A 21753-nucleotide genomic window follows, 5' to 3' on the forward strand; every position below is an offset into this window, starting at 1 on the left:
ATGACTGCAACCCTGAACTCTCGCCCCTATGTCTGGCCCTACGACAACAACCTGACGAGACACAATACAGCCCTGATCATCATCGATATGCAAACCGACTTCTGTGGTAAGGGTGGCTATGTCGACACAATGGGCTATGACCTTTCGCTGACACGCGCCCCCATTGAACCGATCGGCCGGCTACTGGCCCGATTCCGGCAACTGGGAATGCCGGTGATTCACACCCGCGAAGGACATCGCCCTGATCTCAGCGACCTGCCCGAAAACAAACGCTGGCGCTCCCGGCAGATTGGCGCAGGTATCGGTGACCCGGGACCTTGCGGACGCATACTGGTCCGGGGTGAGCCGGGCTGGGACATCATTCCGGAACTGGCACCAGAATCCGGAGAACCGATCATCGACAAGCCTGGCAAAGGCTCATTCTATGCCACCGACCTGGAGCTGATACTCCGGACCCGCGGCATCAGAAATCTGGTACTTACGGGCATTACCACCGATGTCTGCGTGCACACCACCATGCGCGACGCCAATGATCGGGGTCTGGAGTGCGTGCTGGTTGAAGACTGCTGTGGCGCCACCGACCAGGCAAACCATGACCATGCCATCAAGATGATTCAGATGCAGGGTGGCGTGTTTGGAGCGGTCACCGATTCCCAAAGCCTGATACAACGGCTCGAGTCTCTTTCCGAGCTACCCTCATAACCTACGGAGTTCAGCAATGACCGACATGACCATTAACGCCCCAGACATTGTAGCCGCCGTCACAGACGCCTTTGAGACTTATGAAAAAGCGCTTCTGGATAATGATCTTGACGTTCTCGACAGCTACTTCTGGACATCCGAATTCACCATTCGCTTCGGAGTGGCAGAAAATCTCTATGGCGCTGAAGCCATCCAGGCTTATCGCCGGCTCTGCCAGCCGGTAGGTCCGGGGCGCACCCTCCATGGCACATTGGTGACGACCTTCGGTGACTCTTTTGCGACCGTCAGCACGCAGTTCAGCGATGGCCAAACAGACGATCAGGGCCGACAGATGCAAACCTGGGCACGGTTCCCGGATGGCTGGAAGGTTGTCGCTGCCCACGTCAGCGTGATGCGGACAGCGTCCTGATCACTCCGGTTCCCGGTGCTCGTAGGTTGCGTTCAACCGTGACGCAAGATAATCCGCACAGGTAATCGGCTGATACTTGGGCGCCTGGTCCGGTACGACATCCCGGGGATCCACAACGGAGTCCGGGTTTACTTCCAGGAAGTACGCGATAGAGTACCGCTCCTGCGCAGGCGGCCTGACCCGGTGCGGGGTGGAGACATAAACGTCGTTGCTCCAGCGCATCAGACAATCACCGATGTTACAGACAAAGGCTCCCGGCACGTGGGGGGCCTGAATCCACTCGCCCTGTCGGTTCAGCACTTCCAGCCCGGCCACCTTGTCCGTCGCCAAAATGGTGATGTTGCCGTAGTCACTGTGGGTTCCGGCACCACCGTCTTCCCGGGTGTTGGTATCGGCGCTCGGTGGATAGTGCAGCATGCGCAGGGTGGCAATCGGCGATGACAGATGCCGGGCAAAAAACTCTTCATCCAGCCCCAGATCCATACTGAAACCACGATGAATGGTTCTTCCCAGCTCCAGGCAGTGGTTGAAATAGTCCAGTGCACGCTGACGCCAGCCGTCGATCGGGGGCCAGAAGTTGACGCCGCGAAACGGTTTTCCTGCCACGACATCCGGGTGATCCTCCGGAAAATCCGTTCCGATATTGAAGGCTTCCTTCATATCCGCACCAGACTCCGGATTCAGCTTCTCATCCGCCATCGCCACGTATCCGCGGTTGTGGGGTGAGCGCTTGATCGACAGCACTTCTTTATCGGCGATCGGCAGCGCAAAGAGCTCCTTTGCCAGGGTAAACGCATCCTCGCAGACCGCCTGTGGGATTCCGTGATCCGTAGCGTAGAAAAAGCCGACTTCCCGGCAGGCCCGCCCCAGCTCAGCGGCGGTGGCCCGACGCTGAGCCGGGTCGTCGCTGCGCAGGCCGGCCAGGGAAATAATGGGTAATGCAGACATCGTGATCTCCTGAATATGCTCGCTGTCAGACCATGGACATTCGTGTGTGGGCCAGTTTCCGACAGGCCTCATGCAGCGCAAGACCCTGCCGCTGGGCATCGGCAATGACCGCCTGCTGGCTGACTCGCACCGCTTCACCACGGCGAAGCAATTGCCGCCCGTCCACCCAGACACCGGACACATTGCCCGGACCGGCCGCAAACACCAGGTTCCAGAGCAGGTTTCCTCCCTGCTCGTTCACCGACACCGGTGCCATATTGGCGCCCCCCAGATCCAGCAACAGCAAATCGGCTTTCTTGCCCACTTCAAGGGAGCCGATTTCCCGATCCAGGCCCAGTGCCCTGGCTCCGTTGATCGTTGCCATTCTCAGAATCTGCTCGGCAGGAAGTACCGTGGCATCCAGCCGCGTTGCCTTCTGAATCAGGGAGGCAAACTTCATTTCCTCAAACAGGCTGAGGCTGTTGTTACAGACCGGCCCATCGGTACCCAGGCCCACGGTGACACCTGCCGCCAGCATTTCCGGCACACGGGCCACACCGCTGGCCAGTTTGGCGTTGCTTACCGGACAGTGAGCGATGCTGGTGCCGGTATCCGCCACCCGTGCAATCTCCTCATCATTGAGCCACACACAGTGGGCCAGCAGGGTCCGCTCCCCAAGAATGCCGTAGTGATCCAGCATTGCCAGAGATCGACGTCCAAACTCGGCCGTGACTGCCTGCTCTTCTTCCTTCTGCTCACTGCAGTGGGTATGGATGCCCACGCCATACTCACGACTTAATCGGGCGGCGTCCCGGTAGGCATCTTCCGTGCAGTAAAACAGATGTTCCAGCCCCATCCAGACACGAATGCGGCCATTCTGACTTTCATGGTGAGACCGGATCAGTTGCCGGTTCTCGTCCCGGGTCGAGAAGAAGTCCTTGCCAGGTCTGTCAGCCACGTAAGGTGCCAGCTGCACCCGCAGCCCCAGATCCGCCGCCGCATCCGCGCAGCGATCCATGTACCGGAACATATCCATCACGCAGGTAATGCCGGACTGCAGGGCCTCGAGGTAGCAGAGGCGGGCGGAATGGTAAGCGTACTCCTCGGTCATGGCCCGGTGCTCCAGTTGATACCAGGGCAACCACTCCATCAGAGGCATGTTTTCAGTTACTCCACGCATCAGGCTGGAGTGGGAATGACAGTCGATCAGACCAGGCAGCAAGGCATGGCCGCCGGCATCAATCACCTCTACGCCTTCCGGGATGGTCACTTCCCTGAACTCGCCGACCTGGCGGATCACACCGTCTTCGACCACCAGCGCACCATCTGCAATCACCCGATTGTCCGGGTCAACAGTGAAGATCGCGGCATGACAGATTGCAAAACTGGACATAGCACCCCCTAGGTTTCAGAACTCGCCTCTGTAAGCACAGCAATGGCACGTTTCAGACCACCGTATCCGGTGCATCGGCACAGGTTGCCGGTCACGGCCTCTTCAAGATCAACAACATCGCCGTTCTGCTGCTGACGCAAACCTGAAACCAGCGACACCGCGATACCCGGCGTACAATAGCCACACTGCAACGCGCTTTCGGTCGCCAGGGCGTCTCTTACCTGGACGAAATCCGGGTCTTCGGCCAAACCTTCAACTGTTTCCACCGTGCCTCCCGAGACCTGCCAGGCCATCACCAGACACCCGGGAACAGCCTGACCGTTCAATAACACCGTGCAGGCCCCGCACCTGCCGATACGACATCCGGCACGGGCAGAGGTGATCCGCCCGGAGCCCCTCAGAATGTCCAGCAACGTCGTTGCCGGCGATACCCACTGTGAAATAACGTCGCCGTTCAGTTCAAACGTCACTTGCTCCGGCGCGCAGGGTTCCGGCTGAGTATGTCGGGTCATGAACAGGTTTCCTCTTGGGCACAAAGCTCGGCCAACAGGTATCCGGCATCCACCGGAAGGTGCCGGACCCGGATACCGGTGGCCGCCTCAATCGCCGAGCAGATGGCCGGCGCCACCGCCTCAATACCCAGTTCTCCAACTCCTCGAACCGGAAAGCGATCAGTAGTTGGCGTGTTATCCAGGACATCCACACGTTGGTCAGGCACATCCTGCATGGTGGGAATTATGTACTGGTCCAGGTTGTCAGCAAGGTAGTGCCCTTGCCGGGTCGGCATGTCCTCGCTGAGCGCCATGCCCAGCCCCATGATGGCGGCTCCCTCAATCTGGCCGAGATAGCCGGGAGGGTAGATAACACGGCCCGCCGCGGTTATGTGGTGAAGATCAGTCACCCGGACCCGACCGGTCAGGCGGTCTACGGCAACCCTGGCCACCGTCGAAATCTGCAACTGCAGGTAACGACCCACGGGTTGATTTCCTTCCGGAGCAACAGGAAAGGCCTGACTGGCATCAATCAAGGTCTGTTCAGGTTGTCCTTTTTCAGCCAGTTCCCTGTAGCTCAGCACCTGGCGCCCCCCGGCGAACAAGCCTCCCGGGCCGCTGTGCAGTTGATCACGAGGCAGACCGGTCAGCGCTGCGGCCTGATCCCGCACACAATCGTTCCAGCGGGGAAGAATGTCAGCCAGGACACCATGAATCAGAACAGAGCTGCGCGAAGCACTGGTGGGACCGGAATCCGGCCCCCGCGAGTTCCCCAGCACCACGTCGATATCGCCGGCCACGCAACCCAGGGTCTCACAAACGAGGCAGGTGATCGCTTCGGCAAGGTTCTGGCCATAGTCGGAGAAGCCAAATTCCAGACGAATCCGGCCTTCAGCGGTCAGACTCACCCGGCCGCCGCCACTGTCAGGCAGACCGTCGCCGAGTCCGTTACCCTGAGCCCCCATCGCCATACCGGTACCGGTCAGCCAACGCCTGCGGAGATCGGAACCCGCGGGCGCCCAGAGGGGGGAGGCGCCAGCCTCGGCCAGAACATTGCTCGGCGGTGCAGTCCAGCGCACCACCTGACCCCGGCTTCCGGGCTCATCAACCGTGCGCAGGTTGATTCTGCGAAGCTCCATCGGGCACATAGCCAGCTTTTCGGCCAGGGCGTCGATCTGTGATTCCACGGCAAACGTTGCCTGATTCCCGCCAAATCCCCGGAAGGCTCCGGAAACGCCATTGTTGGTGTAAACCAACCGACCGGAAACAGAATACGCCTCGATCCGGTACAAGGGCGCCGTGGCATGATCCAGGAAGTTTTCCAGCACTGCCGGCCCCAGGCTTGCATAGGCACCGGTGTCGAGCAGCGCGTCGACACGGTGGGCCAGAATCCGGCCCTGGCGGTCACACCCGGTGGTCATGATCATCGACACAGGGTGTCTCTTGATTCCGGTGCGACAGGACTCGAAACGATCCAGATGAATCAGAACCGGGGAACCGGTCTGTAAGGCCAGGATGCCGGCCGCCGGCTGAATGGTCAGCTCATCCTTACCACCAAATGCGCCCCCCGTCGGGGTTGCCTCCACCGTAACCTGAGAGGGTTTGAGTCCGAGAATGTCGGCCAGCTGTTCGGCATCACGGTGGCCTGACTGACAACCGACCCGAAAGATCACACCACCGTTGTTATCCGGAATGGCTACGCCACCCTCGGTCTCCATGAACGCGTGCATTTGCCGGGGCGTCTGATAATGATGCTCCACGATCACCTCACATCGGGCAAAGGCTGCGTCGGTATCGCCCCGCTCGAAGGCCTCCCGGGCCAGAAGGTTGCTCTCGCCATGCAGGGGAGACATCTGTTCTGCCGTTTCAGCCTGATCGACGACCGCCAGGGGCGCGTAGTCGACATCAATCACCTCCAACGCCGCCCGAGCCTGCTCCACCGTATCGGCGGCCACCGCCGCAATGGCATCACCCTCATAGCGGACCCGGTCTTCACACAACACAGGCTGATCACGCACTACAATGCCGAAGCGGTTCAGGCCCGGCACATCTGCCGCCGTCACTACCGCTCTGACGCCAGGCATCAATCGGGCCCGGGAGGTATCCACCCGCAGCAGACGGGCATGCGCGTGCCGACTGCGCAGGATGGCTCCGTGCAATAAACCGGGAAGGTGGTGCTGGTCCGTGGCGTAGCCAAACCGCCCCTCTATACGTTCAAGAACACCGGTTCCCGCCATACCGGGCTGGGGTTTAAGTTCCAAGAGCCACCTCCGACAGAAGCTCCGTTGTCATTCGTCGCAACGCCATCCGCAGATGGGCGTCCTGCCAACCATGAGCGGCCAATTCGCGGTCGATCACCGCCCCGACATCACCCGATGCCAGATCAGCCCGATCATTAACAAACGTTTCCGTCGCCACCAGGCGAAGCAGACCGCCTTCACCCGATACCGCCAGACGCACCCGATCACCATCATGAACACAAGCCAGGGTCGCGCGGGTCGGACTGAACCTTTCCCGATAGCCGAGTTTTTCCAGCGAGATCCGCCAACCCCTGCAATCCGGAATCGTAAAGCCGCGCAACAGATCGTCCGATGCCCGCTCCCTCAACCACCGGGAAAATGGCAGTGCCCGCTCGCCGGTGTGGTTGATGACGTCCACCCGAACATCAAGCGCCATTGCCAGGGCAGACAGATCACCACCCACGATCAGATTCCCGCCCACCGTTCCCAGGGTCCGGACACCCGGTCCCGCCACCCGGTTCAGAAACATGGCCAGCGGCGGCAGATAGTCCCGAATCAGGGCCTGCCGTGCCAGTTCAGCCAGCGAGGTCAGCGCACCCACGGTCAGCCCGTTTGGCCCCGCGTCCAGCCCCCGGAAGCCCGGCCAGGATGAATTCAGTGCCACCAGGGTTTCCGGCCAACACTGATCCCGCTCATGGGTTGGCTGGAGCCAGGTACCTCCAGCGGTATAAGACGCACTGAACTGCCTGGCCAGACTGACCGCCTGGTCGGGAGAATCGGGACGCAGGACCCGGATTGCTCGTCGCGCGGTCACCGGGTTCAAGTTGGATAGCGAGTCTGACACGGGGATACCTTAACGGTTGGCCAGAATGGGTATGATGGATTGTTGCAGGTCGATCTCGTCACAATTTTGACCCGGTCCCTGACGGTCGACCACCAGGTAATCGGCATCGGACGTCATAGGGAGCAACGGCGCGTGCCATGTGCCCGCATGGTATGTGACCCCTTGATGGCCTTTAACCAGGAAAACCCGCACGGCGGTTTCATCAAAATCGCCCGGCGGTGCGACGACTGCCAGGAAGTCGACATGGTTCACCGGGATAAACGACTGACTGCCCAGCGGATGACGCTCCATCAGATCTATCTCAAGAGGCACAAGAGGCTGGCCACGAAAAATCGAAAGAATGCCCCGGTCTGTAGCACCCGAAAGCGTCACAGTGGACAAGGCATGAAAACGCTCGGTACGTCCCCGGTTAATGGGAAAAGACTCGGCACCATCGGTATCAATCACATCCCCGAACGGAGCGAAAGATTCGCGGGTCAAAGGCTCGGCAACAAGGCGTCGGGACTGTCTCATGACACGGGTTTTCCGAACAGGCGAACGCGACTGACGCCACCGTCCGGAATGCTGTTGAACCGGATATGGGTAATCGGGCCAAGATCCTCCAGCGCCTGAAACTGATGGATACTGTCTGCCGTCAACGGCTGCTGATCCATCAAGGTTGGCCAGAACATACTCTGGGTGATCAGAGACTGTGCCGTGCCGGCCCCCTCCTCCACGCAGGCCGCCTGAATGGAGCAGGCGGCTGGAAAGTTGCCTTTGAAATGCGCCGTATCCACCTCTATGCGTTCAGCAATACCCTTGTGACCGAGGGCCAGAATGCACCAGTCGTTACCGGGCTCACGCCGCCGGCGGGTTTCCCAGCCATCGCCCATGTTGAGGCCCCGCCCCGGTCGCAGTAACTTGCGCGGCTCGCCGTAGTGGGCGTCGCTCCAGGCCACCTGATCTGCGCCATATTCCAGAGCCAGAAGATTCCGGCTCTCACCGTCCGCCAGCATCATTTCCCAGTCACAGAAGGGTTTGCCATAGACGCGCAGGCGTGCCAGTCCGCCATCCGGGTAGATATGCAGGCGCAGGTGTGTCCAGGGCTGATCGGATTCAATGGCGCAAAACCGGTGATCATTACCACTCAGCCCGGTCGCGGGCACCAACACTTGCCAGCCGGCGTGTTCATCCGGATCGCCGTCCGGACTGAAACAGGCTTCCAGAGAGGCCGCCGGAGGAAAATTTCCGGTAAAAAAGCTGGTATCAAAATCAACACCCATCAGAACGCCCGGTATGGCCAGACGCACGATGCACCAGTCGTGACCGGTTGTCCTGCGGCGACGCGTTTCCCAGCCGTCCATCCACTTGCCATGGTCGTCATAGCGGTCGGGATAGAATACAGGCTGTGCCGGGTCCAGCATGCGATCCCTGGGTGCAAAAAACTCATCTGTCACCCGGGTCACTTCCGCTCCCAGACTGCGATCTGCCAGATTCAGGCCCAGGCGGGTAAACTCCGGCCCTTCCACAACAGGGGCCACAACAGCATCGGTCATTCGAACACTCCGGTATCAATCGGGTTGGTAAGGGTGCACCTGCTTCCAGTGACGGGCGATATCAATACGCCGGCACACCCAGACCCGGTCGTGTTGCTGGATATAATCAAGAAATCGCTGCAATGCGCGGAACCGGCCCGGACGCCCGACAACCCGACAATGCAGGCCAACTGACATCATTTTCGGAGCCTCCGCACCTTCTTCATAAAGCACGTCAAAGCTGTCTTTCAGGTATTGGAAGAACTGCTCTCCGGAATTAAAGCCCTGAGGTGAACAGAAACGCATGTCGTTCGCCTCCAGCGTATAGGGCACCACGAGATGGGGTTTCTGTTCGCCTGCGCTGGTCTCGACGGTGGTCCAGAATGGCAGGTCATCACCGTAGTAGTCGCTGTCGTATTCCAGGCCGCCCTGCTCCACGACAAGCCGGCGTGTATTCGGGCTGTCCCGACCGGTATACCAGCCCAGAGGGGGCTGCCCGGTTAGCTGGGCATGCTGTTCGATCGCCTGCTCCAGGTACCGGCGCTCTTCCGATTCGCTCATGTCCTGGTAATGAATCCAGCGCTGACCGTGGCAGGCAATTTCGTGGCCGTCGTCCAGGAACGCCTGAACAACGTCCGGATTACGGGCCAACGCCATGGTGACCCCGAAAATGGTCAGCGGCAGTTCCCGCTTCCGGAATTCTTTCAGAATACGCCAGACACCGGCACGGGATCCGTACTCATAGAGGGATTCCATACTCATGTGCCGGTCCCGGTAGGCATCGGCGCCAATGATGTCAGAGAGAAAGGTTTCCGAGTGCTCATCACCGTGAAGCACACAGTTTTCCCCACCCTCTTCGTAATTCAGTACAAACTGAACCGCAACCCGGGCATTTCCGGGCCACTGGGCATGGGGCGGATGTTCACCGTAGCCCCGCATATCCCTTGGATATGAAACACATGCTTTCATTTCGGACTCTCAAGACCACACCCCCGGAGGATCACACCGGTCAGAAACTCCGCCGCATGGTCGAAGTCACGCTTCTCGTATTCGGCTTTGTTTTCCACCATCAGGATCTGCACCTGGAAGTCGGCGTAATGTTGGGTTGAAGACCAGATCAGAAAAATCAGCTGCACAGGATCAACCGGAGCCATACGTCCGTCATCGATCCAGGACTGGATCACCTCTGCCCTGCCCCGGACCCACTCGCGCATATTGGTACGCAGATGATCAAGCAGGAAGGGTGCGCCCTGGATAATTTCCATAGCAAACAACCGGGACGCCAGCGGATACTTGCGTGACATTTCCACCTTGTTCCGGATAAACGTCGCCAGGGCTTCCGCGGGGTCATCTTCCGGACTGATCTCGGTGAAGACTTTGTTCCAGCGCGCGAGAATGTCGTCAAACATGGCCCCGTACATGCGCTTCTTGTTGCTGAAGTAATACAGCACGTTGGACTTTGGCAGCCCGGCCCGTTCGGCAATATTCTGGATCGTTGTACCTTTGTAGCCGTTCAGAGCGAACTCTTCTTCGGCGGCAATCAGAATCCTTTCCCGGTTACGTTCCCGGATCCTTCCCGGGCGATACGTCCGGCTCTTTCCCTTGCTGTCCTTTTTGACCGCAACGGAGCTTTCTGCAGCAGAATCGTTTGTCATGAGCCTCTCACTTGTTGTCCATTTGTTCAGGAGTCCGACAGAAAGATTCTGCCGGACTCCTGTACAGGATCAAAAGTGGAATTTCACCAGAGCACTGACGGAGCTCTGATCGTCAATCAGGGTATCGCCAAGACCGTACTTGTTGTTCCAGTACTGGTACTCAATACCGGCATAAAGCACGCCCGGCGCACCCCAGAAGTTGCTCACGTCCAGTTTGATCTGGGGTGTGAACTGGAACTCGGACTTGTGATCAGATTGCGCAGTGGACCAGTCGATGTAGCCGTCGATCAGGAAGAGTGCAGCACCCACCTGCAACGGCGCGCCCCAGGTAACGGTCAGCTGGTAATCGTCACTGACTTGCTCGTTATCAACGTAGTAAACAGAGGTATTGAAATAGATAAAGCCAGGCAGATCCCACACCAGCCCCAAGCCACCCATGTAATTGTTGACCTGCGTGCTACCACCGAACTCGTACTGGGCACCCAGAGTTACGTCCTTGACCGGACCAAAGCTCATGTCCGCGCCTGTCAGCCAGCTGGTGCTCAGGTTGGGTGCAAATTCCCCGTAGACGTTGTCAGAGCCTTCCACATCGCCCTGACCCTGATCACGGTCGATGAAGAAGAAGGTGCTTCCCCAGTTATGAGCCGTTGCGTTCTCAAAGGTGAAATACGTGGCTTCGTACTCAAAACCACCATTACCACCGGCGTCGAACTGAACTCCCTGATACTGGTTGCTTTGCAGAATGGAAATGCTGGAACTGCCGAAGAATTTCTCAGCATGGGCTGCGGGTGCGAAAGAAGCTGCAGCAACACAGCCAGCAATCAGTGTTTTACGAAATGCATTCATGGTCTTACCTCTCAGGTTACATTCTTTTTGATACATTGTTGGTGCACGGTGGATCGTTATTGTTAGCGTCCTGGCCGATAGGGCTGGCCAAGGGAAAGGGGGGTATTCAAACGGGTTCGGGCCGGATTCCAGGACAACAGAATCAGCATCAGAATCGTGACTACGTATGGCAGCATCGCCAGCAGTTCGGTAGAACTCTTCCAGCCGAGGCCCTGCAGAACCAGATGCAGAATACTGGCTGCCCCGAACAGGTAGGCGCCCAACACAACTCGCTCGGGCCGCCAAGTAGCAAATACAACCAGCGCCAGGGCTATCCAGCCTCGCCCGGCCGTCATGTTTTCAGTCCAGAGTGGGGTGTAGGCAAGAGACAGGTACGCACCGGCCAGGCCGGCCATGCCACCCCCGAATGCCACTGCCAGATAGCGTACAACCAGCACTTTCAGGCCATTGGCATTGGCGGCTTCCGGGTCTTCACCCACTGCCCGCAACAACAGGCCACCACGGGTGTGGCGCAGGAAAATGGCCACACCGGCAAAGATAATCAGGGACAGATACACCAGTGGATCCTGATCAAACAGGACACGCCCCAGCACCGGGATGTCGCTCAGAAACGGAATCGCGACACGGGTGAAGCCGTCAATGGACTGACCGACAAAGCCGGCCCCAAGGAAGGCACTTAACCCGGTACCGAAAATGGTCAAAGCCAATCCGGCAGCGTACTGATTGGCCGCCAGGGACACCGCCATGAACGCAAACAGCAGCGACATGCCAATCCCGGCCAATACCGCAGCCGCCACACCGACCACCAGACTGCCACTGGTCAGGGCCGCGACAAATCCGGCGACGGCACCCATCAGCATCATGCCTTCCTGCCCGAGGTTCAGCACTCCAGAGCGCTCACAGATCAGTTCACCCAGGGCTACCAGCAACAGCGGAGTTCCCGCAACAACAGTGGCAGCCAGCACGTTCGTCAGCAGTTCCATTTCAGGCCTCCCCGGAGGCAGTCTTGGCTGCCATGGTGGTTTGCCGCGCCGGCCGTTTCAGACGGATGCGATAGTGGATAAAGGCGTCACAGGTCAGCAGGTAGAACAGCAGTAATCCCTGGAACAGACCGGTAACAGCCTTGGGCATATTCATGGCGATCTGGAGCATTTCTCCCCCGATGAAGGTCAGCGCCAGCAGCGCACTGGCAACCACAATGCCCAGGGCATGCATACGACCAAGGAAAACCACGATGATGGCGGTGTAGCCATACCCGGGAGACACCTGTGGCACGAGTTGACCAATGGGACCAGTGACCTCCGAGGCCCCGGCCAGGCCGGCGGTGGCGCCACCCACCAGAAAAGCAAACCAGGTCAGACGACGGGCTCCAAACCCGGCGAAAGCGGCGGCCCGATGATCCTGACCTACCACATTGAGCTGAAATCCGATGAAACTGCGGGCAAACAGCACCCAGACCACAACCGCCGCCAGCAATCCGAACGCCAGCCCGAGATGCAACCGTGTGCCGGGAATCAAGGCTGGCAACAGGGCCGAGTCAGCAAACATCACGGACTGGGGAAAGCCAAAACCATAGGGATCTTTGAGAGGTCCATGCACCACATACAGCAGCAGATTCAGTGCGATGTAATTGAGCATGATGGTGGTGAGAATTTCGTTGCAATGCAGGTGCGTTTTCAGTCCCGACGCAACCGCTGCCCACAACATTCCAGCCAGGGTTCCCGACAGCAGAACCACCGGCAGCACCCAGAAACCGTCGGCATCCACCAGCCAGACAGCCGTGATGCTGGCACCCAACGCCCCCATCAGAAAGTGCCCTTCCGCTCCGATGTTCCAGAGCTTTGCCCGATAGCAGACCGTCAGACCTGCCGCACACAGAAGTAGCGGCGCCATTTTCAACCCGAGCTCGGCAAGCCCCATCAGGTCACTGATCGGTGTAATGAAAAAGAACTTCAGACCTTCCACAGGGTCCTTGCCCATCGACAGAAAGAGGCAGAAGCCGGTAATGATGGTCAGTATCAGGGCGAGCAGTGGCGACGCCCACTTCATCAAAGAGGAATCAACGGGACGACGCTCAAGCAGCAACATCGCTCACCTCCGCAGACTCGAACTCTCCGGCCATCCATTGCCCGAGCTGTTCAATGCTCAGTTCAGAGGTAGGTGCAAGCGGTGAAAGCCGCCCGTCACACAAGGCGCCCAGCCTATTACAGAGCTGGTAGAGCTCATCCAGATCCTCCGAGATCAGGACAATAGCGGCCCCCTCATCCCTCAGCTGGACCAACGCTTCATGGATAGCCACAGCAGAGCCGACATCAACGCCCCAGGTAGGGTGCGACGCCACCAGCAAACGAGGGTTCTGTAACGCTTCACGGCCAATAATGTACTTTTGCAGGTTGCCTCCCGAGAGGCTGCCAGCGGTACTGTTTTCTCCGTTGCAACGCACACCGAAACGCCGGATCACCTCCCGGGAAAACTCCCGGACCCGCCCGAAGCGAATCAACCCCCGCTCCACCAACCCCTGACCGGAGGCGGTCAGCAGAGCGTTGTCCGCCAGAGTCATATCCGGAACCGCTCCTCGCCCAAGGCGTTCCTCGGGAACAATCGCGACCCCCAGATCCCGGCGCTGATCCGGCGCCAGGTTTTCAATGTTCTCGCCGCCCAGGCTGATTCTGCCGGTATCCACCAGAATTTCTCCGGACAGCGCTTTGAGCAACTCATCCTGGCCATTACCCGCAACTCCGGCGATGCCCACAATCTCACCCTTGCGCAGCTCCAGGGCCACTTTCTTGAGACTGGTGCCAAACGGGTCGTTGCTCTTCCACTCCAGGGCACTGACATTGAGCAGTACTTCCCCGGGCTCAGCTGCAGGCACCTGGGTTGAGATCGGCGTATCGTTGCCAACCATCAATCTCGCGATATCGTTCGCCGACACCTCCGCCGGCCGGCAGTCACCGCTCACGCGACCCTGGCGCAATACCGTGGCGTTGTGACACAGGTTGCGCACCTCTTCCAGCTTGTGACTGATAAACAGAATGCTGCAGCCTTCGCTTGCGAGCTGCCTCAGCGTGGCAAACAGTGACGACACTTCCTGGGGGGTCAGCACCGATGTTGGCTCATCCAGAATCAGCAGGGTACTTTCCTGAATCAGACAACGGACGATCTCCACCCGCTGACGCTCCCCGACAGACAAGGTACTGACATAGCGCCGGGGATCCAGCGCCATACCATAGCGTTCTGAAACTTCACGGATGCGCTCGTCCAGGCGCTTACGATCCCGGGCTTCGAAAGGAGGCAGACTGAGGGCAATGTTTTCAGCGACGGTCAGGGTTTCAAACAGGGAGAAATGCTGGAACACCATACCGATCCCCATACTCCGCGCCTGAGCAGGGCTGCTCACCCTGACTTCATGGCCATTCCAGAGCATCCGGCCTTCATCCGGCTGAACAACACCATAGATCACCTTCATCAGGGTGCTTTTACCGGCGCCATTTTCACCCAGAAGCGCATGGATCTCTCCGGCTTCCACCGTGAGGTCAATTCCATCGTTGGCCCGGCAACCCGGGTATTCCTTGACGATGTTTTCCAGTTTCAGGCGCAACGCCGCAGTCATACACAGCCTCTTATTCCGTTATGCATGCCTGGCCAGCCGAATAATAAACTGACCAAGTAATCAACATTTCAAATGCGAGCAATATGCTTGCCAATAGTTAATAAAAACGAAAAAACCCTTAAATGAACCAGTTGGTCAGCTTTTTGCAGAAAGCCTTGCAGACGCTGTGGAAAACCCGCCTCAACAGAGGAATGGGGTGCCGCGAAATACCGCAAATAGCCTGCTAGCGGAGAGAACCGTGATCGAATTTCTTCTGAACGGCCGAATTGAAAAAGTTGACCAGTTCGACCCAAATTTGAGCATCCTGGAATGGTTACGCACCAAAATGCGCCTTACCGGCACCAAAGAAGGCTGCGCCTCCGGCGACTGCGGTGCCTGCACGGTCATTACCGGAACCGCTGACCAGGATGGCCGCACCCATTACGACGCAGTCAACAGTTGCATCACGTTGCTGGGAAGCCTTCATGGCAAAGAACTGATTACTGTCGAAGCCTTCCAGCAGGAACCACGCCATCCAGTCCAGCAGGGCATGATGGAAAAGCACGGTGCCCAGTGCGGTTTTTGCACGCCCGGCATCGTGATGTCGCTGACGGCCCTGCATGCCAATCGCAAGGACGGCACGGTCAGCCATGAACAGATTCTTGAGGCCCTGTCCGGCAATCTCTGTCGCTGTACCGGCTACCGTCCGATCATAGAGGCCGGACAGGATGCCATGGTGAAAGAATGGACACCGGATACTGAGCACCCGGCCGCTGGAATGGCCCCCGGATCGTCGGAATCTGCCCTGAGCCGGATTCACCAGAACAACATCACCATCAAAGCAGCCGGAGGTGCCCGGTACGACGCGCCGGTCTCCCTTGAGGACCTGCGTTCGTTGCGCCGCGCCTATCCCGAGTCCAGGCTGGTTGCCGGCAGCACGGATCTGGCACTGGAAATTACCCAGCAACTGGCCTCCCTCGATCATCTTGTCAGTGTGGAGCGTATTCCGGAGCTGAAAGGCTGTGTTCTGGAGGGCGACGAACTGGTGATCGGTGCGGCCACCACTTACCAGGCATTCCGGGCCTCATTGTGCGAGCTTTGGCCAGCGTTTGACCCTATGCTCGAGCGCCTCGGGTCACTGCAGATCCGCAACCGGGGCACCCTGGGTGGCAACATTGCCAACGCTTCGCCCATCGGCGACATGCCGCCACCGCTGATCGCACTCAATGCCATCCTGGTGCTGGATGGCCCGGACGGACAACGCTCGATGCCCGCAGAAGAGTTTTTCCTGGGCTATAAAAAGACGGCCCTGAAGTCGGGCGAATTCCTTCACTCTGTACGGATTCCCGCACCAAAAACCAACGAGACCCTGCACATCTACAAGGTTTCAAAGCGATTGGACGATGATATCTCTGCCGTTCTGGGCGCCTTCCGGCTGACCATAACCGACGGTGTGGTCAGTGACTGCCGTCTGGCCTTCGGTGGCATGGCTGCCACGCCCGCCAGGGCACTGAAGACGGAAACGACGCTCAGGGGGCAACCCTGGAATGACCACAGCGTGGCCGCTGCGATGAATGCCCTTGGCAGCGACTTTTCACCCCTGAGTGATGTCCGGGCCTCGGCCTCTTACCGGCTTCAGGTTGCCGGCAATCTGTTGCGCCGCGCCTGGCTGTCTTCGGACTCACTTCCACGCGAGCAACTGACGGTGACCGACTATGCGTAAACTGCCCCTGAACACACCCACGCCCGCCCACACTGCCCAGGGGCTGGCCGGACACAGCGCCAGGCACGACAGCGCCTGGAAACACGTCAGTGGTCAGGCCCGCTACATTGACGACCTACCCATGCCGGAAGGCATCCTGCATGCGGCGGTCGGCCACAGCCAACAGGCCCATGCCCGGATACTGTCCATGGATCTGGAGGCTGTCCGCGCATATCCCGGGGTCGTTGCCGTGATTACTGCCGGCGATGTACCGGGCCATATCGACATCGGCCCGGTGTTTCCCGGTGATCTGGTACTTGCGGATGACATTGTGGAATTTATCGGACAGCCCCTGTTCGCCGTCGCTGCAACCTCCCACGAAGCTGCACGCAAGGCAGCGAAGCTGGCGAAGGTGCAATACGAACCTCTGGACGCCGTCATTACCGTCAATCAGGCCCTGGACAAAGAACTGTTCGTCCGCCCGAGTCAGACCCAGGTCCGGGGCAACCCGGATCAAGCACTCTCCGAGGCACCTCACCGACTGACCGGCGAACAGGTCGTCGGTGGACAGGAGCACTTCTACCTGGAGGGCCAGGCCTGTCTGGCAGAACCCACCGAAGACCGCGGTATGTTCGTTCACACCTCCAGCCAGCACCCTTCCGAGGTACAGAAACTGGTCGCTGAGGTATTGGGGCTGCCCATTCACGAGGTTCAGACCGAGGTCCGGAGGATGGGCGGCGGCTTCGGCGGGAAAGAGACCCAGGCAGCTCCGGTCGCCTGCGTTGCAGCCCTGCTGGCCAATGCAACCGGCCGACCGGTGAAGTACCGTCTGTCACGCCCCGACGACATGATCCAGACCGGCAAACGGCATGACTTTTTCAACACCTATGACATCGGTTTTGATGATGAGGGCCTGATCCTGGGAGCCAACATCATGGTAGCCGGCCGTTGCGGTTACTCACCGGACCTGTCCGATGCCATCGTTGATCGTGCCATGTTCCACGCCGATAACGCCTATTATCTGGATCAGGCCCGGGTCACCGGCCACCGCTGCAAGACCCACACCGTTTCGAACACCGCATTCCGGGGTTTTGGCGGACCACAGGGCATGATGATCATCGAACAGGCGATGGATGATATTGCCCGCCATCTGGGCCAGGATCCGCTGGATATCCGTAAGCGCAACCTGTATCGCCCCGGACGGGACGTCACCCATTACGACCAGACCATCGAGCAACATGTACTTCCAGAACTTCTGGCAAAGCTGGAAGCCAGTTCAGACTATCGGGAGCGGCGTTCGGACATCACCCGCTTCAATCAGTCCAGCCCGGTACTCAAACGCGGCCTGGCACTGACGCCAGTGAAATTCGGCATTTCCTTCACTGCCCAGCACCTGAACCAGGCGGGCGCTCTGGTTCATATCTATACCGATGGCAGCATTCATGTAAATCACGGCGGTACCGAGATGGGCCAGGGGCTCTATATCAAGGTGGCACAGGTGGTTGCGTCCGCCTTCCAGGTCGATCTGGAGCGCGTCAAAGTGTCGGCCACACGCACCGACAAGGTGCCCAACACCTCGCCAACCGCCGCCTCGTCCGGCTCCGATCTGAACGGCATGGCGGCACTGGACGCCTGTGAAAAGATTCTCGCAGGCCTGACCGGGTTTGCTGCCCGGAACTGGTCGGTCTCGCCAGACGCTATCCGGTTCTCGGATAACCAGGTGCAGATCGGCGATCTGGAAATGCCCTGGGAAACCTTTGTCCAGGCGGCCTATATGAACCGGGTACCGCTGTCCTCCTCCGGTTTCTATGCCACACCCAAGATCCACTATGACCCGAAAAGCGGAAAGGGGCATCCGTTCCTGTATTACTCGAACTGCGCCGCCTGCTCCGAAGTGGTGGTCGACACCCTGACTGGCGAGTACCGGGTCCTTCGCACCGACATCCTGTTTGATGCCGGACGCTCCCTGAATCCCGATATCGACATTGGCCAGATCGAAGGCGGATTCGTCCAGGGGATGGGCTGGCTGACCACCGAAGAACTGGTCTACAGCGATGACGGCCAACTACTGACAACCGGTCCCGCCACCTACAAGATTCCAGCGGTCTCGGACTGTCCCCCGGATCTGAGGGTGACTCTGCTGCCCGACAGTCCGAATCGTGAAGCCACGATTTTTCATTCCAAAGCCGTCGGGGAACCGCCACTGATGCTCGGCATTGCCGTCTGGAGCGCCCTGCGTGATGCGGTCTCCAGCCTCACCGACTATCGCTTCAGCCCGCCCCTGGACACGCCCGCCACACCGGAGCGCGTGCTGAATGCCGTCACTGCAAGCCAGGCCTGGGCCGGCAAGCAACAGGAGGCCTCATGATGGGACGTCGAAAGCTCTGGTATCAGGCCGTTGCAGACTGCGAAGCGAGGGGTGAGCCCTACGTCCTGATTTCGGTGCTGGGCGTGACCGGATCGGTTCCCCGGGAGCCCGCCAGCAAGATGGTGGTCACCGGTGAACACAGTTACGACACTATTGGCGGCGGGCACCTGGAGTACCGGGTTTGCCAGCAGGCCCGGGAAAGGCTCGCCCGTCGGGACTATACCAGCGATCTGGCGCACTTCCCGCTTGGCGCCAGCCTGGGGCAGTGTTGCGGCGGCAGCGTGTCGGTGCTGCTGGAAGCGCAGCCGGGGTCTGAGCAGGAACTGGTGCTGTTCGGTGCCGGCCACGTCGCCAAGGCACTGGTCACCATCCTGGCCGAGTTACCCTGGCGAATCACCTGGGTGGACGAACGTTTGGATCAGTTTCCATCCGACGTACCAGCCAATGTCCATATTCATCATTCCGATGATCCCGTCAGTGATGCACCCGATCTGTGCTCCGGCAAACAGGTTCTGATCCTGACCCACAACCACCAGCTGGACTTTGATCTCTGCCGCGCGCTGCTCACCGCCGGCGATTGCGCAAGCCTGGGCCTGATCGGTTCCGACACCAAGGCCGATCGGTTCCGCAAGCGTCTGGACCACCGGGGTTTCAGTGCCGATGCCATCAATTCCCTCCGCTGCCCCGTTGGCCACCCCGATGTCCCCGGTAAACGGCCGATGGAAGTCGCCGTTTCGATCAGTGCCGAACTGCTGGCCCTGACCACACCTCGGCAGACAGCCTCCGCCCGACGGGGCCTGCCCTGGCAACAACTGCGGGGCCTGATTCAGAACACCGATGCGAAAGAGACAACGAATGACCATTGAAACACTCAACGCCCTGCACCATGACGAAGCCGAAGCCCGGTTCCGGGATTGCTGCGCGGCGAAGCCCTGGATTCAGGGCATGCTCGACGCCCGCCCCTACGCCAGTGCCGAAGCCCTGCTCGCCCGCAGCCATGAACTCTGGTCAGAACTGACCGAGCAAGACTGGCTCGACGCCTTTGAAGCCCACCCAAAGATCGGAGACGTCGACAGCCTGCGCGCAAAGTACGCCAGCACAAAAGCCCTGGCCAGTGGCGAACAGGCCGGCGCCAGCACAGCGTCCGAGGACATTCTGCAACGCCTGAAGGCCGGTAACGATACCTACCTGGCCAGGTTTGGTTTCATTTTCATCGTCTGCGCTTCCGGCAAGTCCGCCAGCGAAATGCTGGAACTGCTCGAAGCCCGCCTGCCCAACAGCCGCGCCGAAGAACTTGAGAACGCGGCCAGAGAACAGGCCAGGATTACCGAATTGCGACTGGAGAAACTGCTATGAGCGCCAAAAGCCCCATAACGACTCACATTCTTGATCTCGGCAGCGGCCAGCCTGCCGCCGGTGTAGCGGTCAGCCTCTACCGGGTTGATGGCCAGGATCAAACGGCCATTGCCAGCGGGACGACCGATGCCGATGGCCGCGTGATCAACTGGTTCGATAGCACTCTTGAAGCCGGCCACTATCAGCTCCGGTTTGCAACCGGCGACTGGTATCAGGGCCGGGGAATGGACACCTTTTTCCCCGAGGTCTGCCTGGATTTCCGCGTCAGCGATCCGGACGCCCACTACCACGTTCCCCTGCTGCTGAACCAGTGGGGCTACTCAACGTATCGGGGTAGCTGATGAGCACAGTGACAGATCCACACCTTCCTGCAGGCTGCGAGGCTCACCGGGGCACGGTGCTCCATTTCCTGGAGGACCCGGGCAATGAACTGGAGCCGGCGGTAGGCAGCGTGGCCTTCTTTGAAGACGGCCTCCTGATTGTGCACCAGGGCAAGGTGCTGGCAGCCGGTGACGCCAGCGAATGGCTGCACCGGTTGCCTGAAGGCACCAAAGTAACCCACTGGAAGGGCAAGCTGCTCTTGCCGGGGTTTATCGACACTCACGTGCACATGCCCCAGCTGGGGGTTATGGCCAGTTACGGTGCCCAGTTGCTGGACTGGCTGGAAACCTACACCTTTCCCCACGAAGCCCGATTCAGCGATATCGACTGGGCCCGGTCTGAAGCCAACCGGTTTACCGACCTGCTGCTGCGCTACGGCACCACCTCCGGGCTGGTGTTCTGCACCTCCCACCCGGAATCGGTGCATGCTCTGTTCGAGGCGGCAGAGCAACGGGGAATGGCTCTGACCGCTGGCAAGGCCATGATGGATCGCCATGCCCCCGAGAACCTCACGGATACCGCCCAGGGCAGCTACGACGACAGCCTGGCGCTGTTGGAAACCTGGCACAAGCGCGGACGGCAACGATACGCAATCACTCCCCGGTTTGCCGCCACGTCGACGCCGGAACAGCTGTCACTTGCCGGCAAGCTGGCCGCTGAGCATCCGGATGTCATGGTGCAGACACACTGGGCGGAGAACACCGGCGAAATCCAGTGGATCCGGGAACTCTTCCCGGAGCGTTCCAGCTATCTGGATGTCTACGATCACTACGGCCTCCTGGGCGATCACACCGTTTTGGCTCACGGCATTCACATCGATGATGTCGACCGCAAACGACTGTCCGAGACAGGCACCCGCATCGCTTTCTGCCCCACCTCAAATACCTTTCTGGGCAGCGGACTGTTCGACTTCCGGGAAGCCCGCGAAGCCGGGGTTTCGGTCGGTCTTGCCTCTGATGTTGGCGGAGGCACCAGCCTGTCGATGCTCGCTACCATGGCCGAGGCCTACAAGGTTTGTCGGCTTCGCGGCCAGCCCCTGACGCCCTGGCAGGCGTTCTACCTAGCCACACTCGGCAATGCCCGGGTCCTGCATCAGGACCAGCAGACCGGCAGTTTCCAACCCGGGCGCCATGCCGACTTCGTCGTCCTTGATCCGGGAGGAACACCTCAGCTGGCCATGAAGCAGCAATTCACACACACGCCCTTCGAAACCCTCTTCAATCTGATGATTCTGGGGGACGACCGGGCCATCACCGCCACCATCGTGGCCGGTGAACTACGCCACCAGGCAGCAGGAACTGACGCTGCCACCACCTACCTCACGCAAGGAGCCTGA

Annotated in this window: 21 protein-coding genes; 8 read left to right on the forward strand and 13 right to left on the reverse strand. The window is 59.5% G+C overall.

Annotation, left to right across the window (positions count from 1 at the left end; translation table 11 throughout):
• The gene (locus tag KO499_RS13655) at positions 1 to 702 is read left to right on the forward strand and encodes a cysteine hydrolase family protein (protein WP_215984304.1); all 702 of its coding nucleotides are present in this window, start codon (positions 1 to 3) and stop codon (positions 700 to 702) included.
• A gap of 25 nt (positions 703 to 727) precedes the next feature.
• Positions 728 to 1111, forward strand: coding sequence for an oxalurate catabolism protein HpxZ (gene hpxZ, locus KO499_RS13660; RefSeq protein ID WP_228339982.1), 384 nt, complete (start codon positions 728 to 730; stop codon positions 1109 to 1111).
• On the opposite strand, the gene KO499_RS13665 is transcribed toward hpxZ, so the two are convergent.
• The 13 genes from KO499_RS13665 to KO499_RS13725 all read right to left on the reverse strand — a co-directional run bounded on the left by KO499_RS13665 (position 1112) and on the right by KO499_RS13725 (position 14631).
• Positions 1112 to 2059 (reverse strand): isopenicillin N synthase family dioxygenase, encoded by a 948-nt coding sequence (locus KO499_RS13665; protein ID WP_215984306.1) that lies wholly within the window; start codon positions 2057 to 2059, stop codon positions 1112 to 1114.
• Between the two features lie 25 nt (positions 2060 to 2084).
• Positions 2085 to 3431, reverse strand: a complete 1347-nt coding sequence (locus tag KO499_RS13670) for an amidohydrolase family protein (RefSeq protein WP_215984307.1) — start codon at positions 3429 to 3431, stop codon at positions 2085 to 2087.
• A gap of 8 nt (positions 3432 to 3439) precedes the next feature.
• On the reverse strand, positions 3440 to 3943 hold the full coding sequence (locus KO499_RS13675) for a (2Fe-2S)-binding protein (protein WP_215984308.1): 504 nt from the start codon (positions 3941 to 3943) through the stop codon (positions 3440 to 3442).
• A complete protein-coding gene (locus tag KO499_RS13680; protein ID WP_215984309.1) occupies positions 3940 to 6183 on the reverse strand; it encodes a xanthine dehydrogenase family protein molybdopterin-binding subunit in 2244 nt (747 codons plus the stop codon). The genes KO499_RS13675 and KO499_RS13680 overlap by 4 nt, the downstream gene beginning before the upstream one ends.
• On the reverse strand, positions 6173 to 7006 hold the full coding sequence (locus KO499_RS13685; RefSeq protein ID WP_215984310.1) for an FAD binding domain-containing protein: 834 nt from the start codon (positions 7004 to 7006) through the stop codon (positions 6173 to 6175). Before KO499_RS13685 ends, KO499_RS13680 begins: the two co-directional genes overlap by 11 nt.
• A gap of 9 nt (positions 7007 to 7015) precedes the next feature.
• On the reverse strand, positions 7016 to 7519 hold the full coding sequence (locus tag KO499_RS13690) for an ureidoglycolate lyase (RefSeq protein WP_215984311.1): 504 nt from the start codon (positions 7517 to 7519) through the stop codon (positions 7016 to 7018).
• Positions 7516 to 8541: an allantoicase gene (gene alc, locus KO499_RS13695; RefSeq protein ID WP_215984312.1), complete on the reverse strand. Its 1026-nt coding sequence runs from the start codon at positions 8539 to 8541 to the stop codon at positions 7516 to 7518. Before alc ends, KO499_RS13690 begins: the two co-directional genes overlap by 4 nt.
• A gap of 15 nt (positions 8542 to 8556) precedes the next feature.
• Positions 8557 to 9489, reverse strand: coding sequence for an allantoinase PuuE (puuE, locus tag KO499_RS13700; RefSeq protein ID WP_215984313.1), 933 nt, complete (start codon positions 9487 to 9489; stop codon positions 8557 to 8559).
• Positions 9486 to 10175, reverse strand: coding sequence for a TetR/AcrR family transcriptional regulator (locus tag KO499_RS13705; RefSeq protein ID WP_215984314.1), 690 nt, complete (start codon positions 10173 to 10175; stop codon positions 9486 to 9488). The genes puuE and KO499_RS13705 overlap by 4 nt, the downstream gene beginning before the upstream one ends.
• A gap of 69 nt (positions 10176 to 10244) precedes the next feature.
• The gene (locus KO499_RS13710; protein ID WP_215984315.1) at positions 10245 to 11021 is read right to left on the reverse strand and encodes an outer membrane protein OmpK; all 777 of its coding nucleotides are present in this window, start codon (positions 11019 to 11021) and stop codon (positions 10245 to 10247) included.
• Between the two features lie 62 nt (positions 11022 to 11083).
• Positions 11084 to 12004, reverse strand: coding sequence for an ABC transporter permease (locus KO499_RS13715; RefSeq protein ID WP_215984316.1), 921 nt, complete (start codon positions 12002 to 12004; stop codon positions 11084 to 11086).
• Between the two features lies 1 nt (position 12005).
• Positions 12006 to 13109 carry an ABC transporter permease gene (locus KO499_RS13720; RefSeq protein WP_215984317.1) on the reverse strand — a complete coding sequence of 368 codons (1104 nt, stop codon included), beginning with the start codon at positions 13107 to 13109 and terminating at the stop codon, positions 12006 to 12008.
• Positions 13096 to 14631 carry an ABC transporter ATP-binding protein gene (locus tag KO499_RS13725; protein ID WP_215984318.1) on the reverse strand — a complete coding sequence of 512 codons (1536 nt, stop codon included), beginning with the start codon at positions 14629 to 14631 and terminating at the stop codon, positions 13096 to 13098. The genes KO499_RS13720 and KO499_RS13725 overlap by 14 nt, the downstream gene beginning before the upstream one ends.
• Positions 14632 to 14869: 238 nt before the next feature.
• Here KO499_RS13725 and xdhA point away from each other — a divergent pair, with 238 nt between their 5' ends.
• The 6 genes from xdhA to guaD are packed head-to-tail and all read left to right on the forward strand — an operon-like array spanning position 14870 to position 21753.
• Positions 14870 to 16333, forward strand: coding sequence for a xanthine dehydrogenase small subunit (gene xdhA / locus KO499_RS13730; protein WP_215984319.1), 1464 nt, complete (start codon positions 14870 to 14872; stop codon positions 16331 to 16333).
• On the forward strand, positions 16326 to 18680 hold the full coding sequence (gene xdhB / locus KO499_RS13735) for a xanthine dehydrogenase molybdopterin binding subunit (protein WP_215984320.1): 2355 nt from the start codon (positions 16326 to 16328) through the stop codon (positions 18678 to 18680). Before xdhA ends, xdhB begins: the two co-directional genes overlap by 8 nt.
• Positions 18677 to 19546: a xanthine dehydrogenase accessory protein XdhC gene (xdhC, locus tag KO499_RS13740; protein ID WP_228339954.1), complete on the forward strand. Its 870-nt coding sequence runs from the start codon at positions 18677 to 18679 to the stop codon at positions 19544 to 19546. The genes xdhB and xdhC overlap by 4 nt, the downstream gene beginning before the upstream one ends.
• Positions 19536 to 20036 carry a 2-oxo-4-hydroxy-4-carboxy-5-ureidoimidazoline decarboxylase gene (uraD, locus tag KO499_RS13745; protein WP_215984321.1) on the forward strand — a complete coding sequence of 167 codons (501 nt, stop codon included), beginning with the start codon at positions 19536 to 19538 and terminating at the stop codon, positions 20034 to 20036. Before xdhC ends, uraD begins: the two co-directional genes overlap by 11 nt.
• Positions 20033 to 20377: a hydroxyisourate hydrolase gene (uraH, locus tag KO499_RS13750; protein WP_215984322.1), complete on the forward strand. Its 345-nt coding sequence runs from the start codon at positions 20033 to 20035 to the stop codon at positions 20375 to 20377. The genes uraD and uraH overlap by 4 nt, the downstream gene beginning before the upstream one ends.
• Positions 20377 to 21753 (forward strand): guanine deaminase, encoded by a 1377-nt coding sequence (gene guaD, locus KO499_RS13755; RefSeq protein ID WP_215984323.1) that lies wholly within the window; start codon positions 20377 to 20379, stop codon positions 21751 to 21753. The genes uraH and guaD overlap by 1 nt, the downstream gene beginning before the upstream one ends.

Origin of the sequence: Marinobacter sp. F3R08 (assembly GCF_018860425.1) — a bacterium.
Classification (GTDB): domain Bacteria; phylum Pseudomonadota; class Gammaproteobacteria; order Pseudomonadales; family Oleiphilaceae; genus Marinobacter.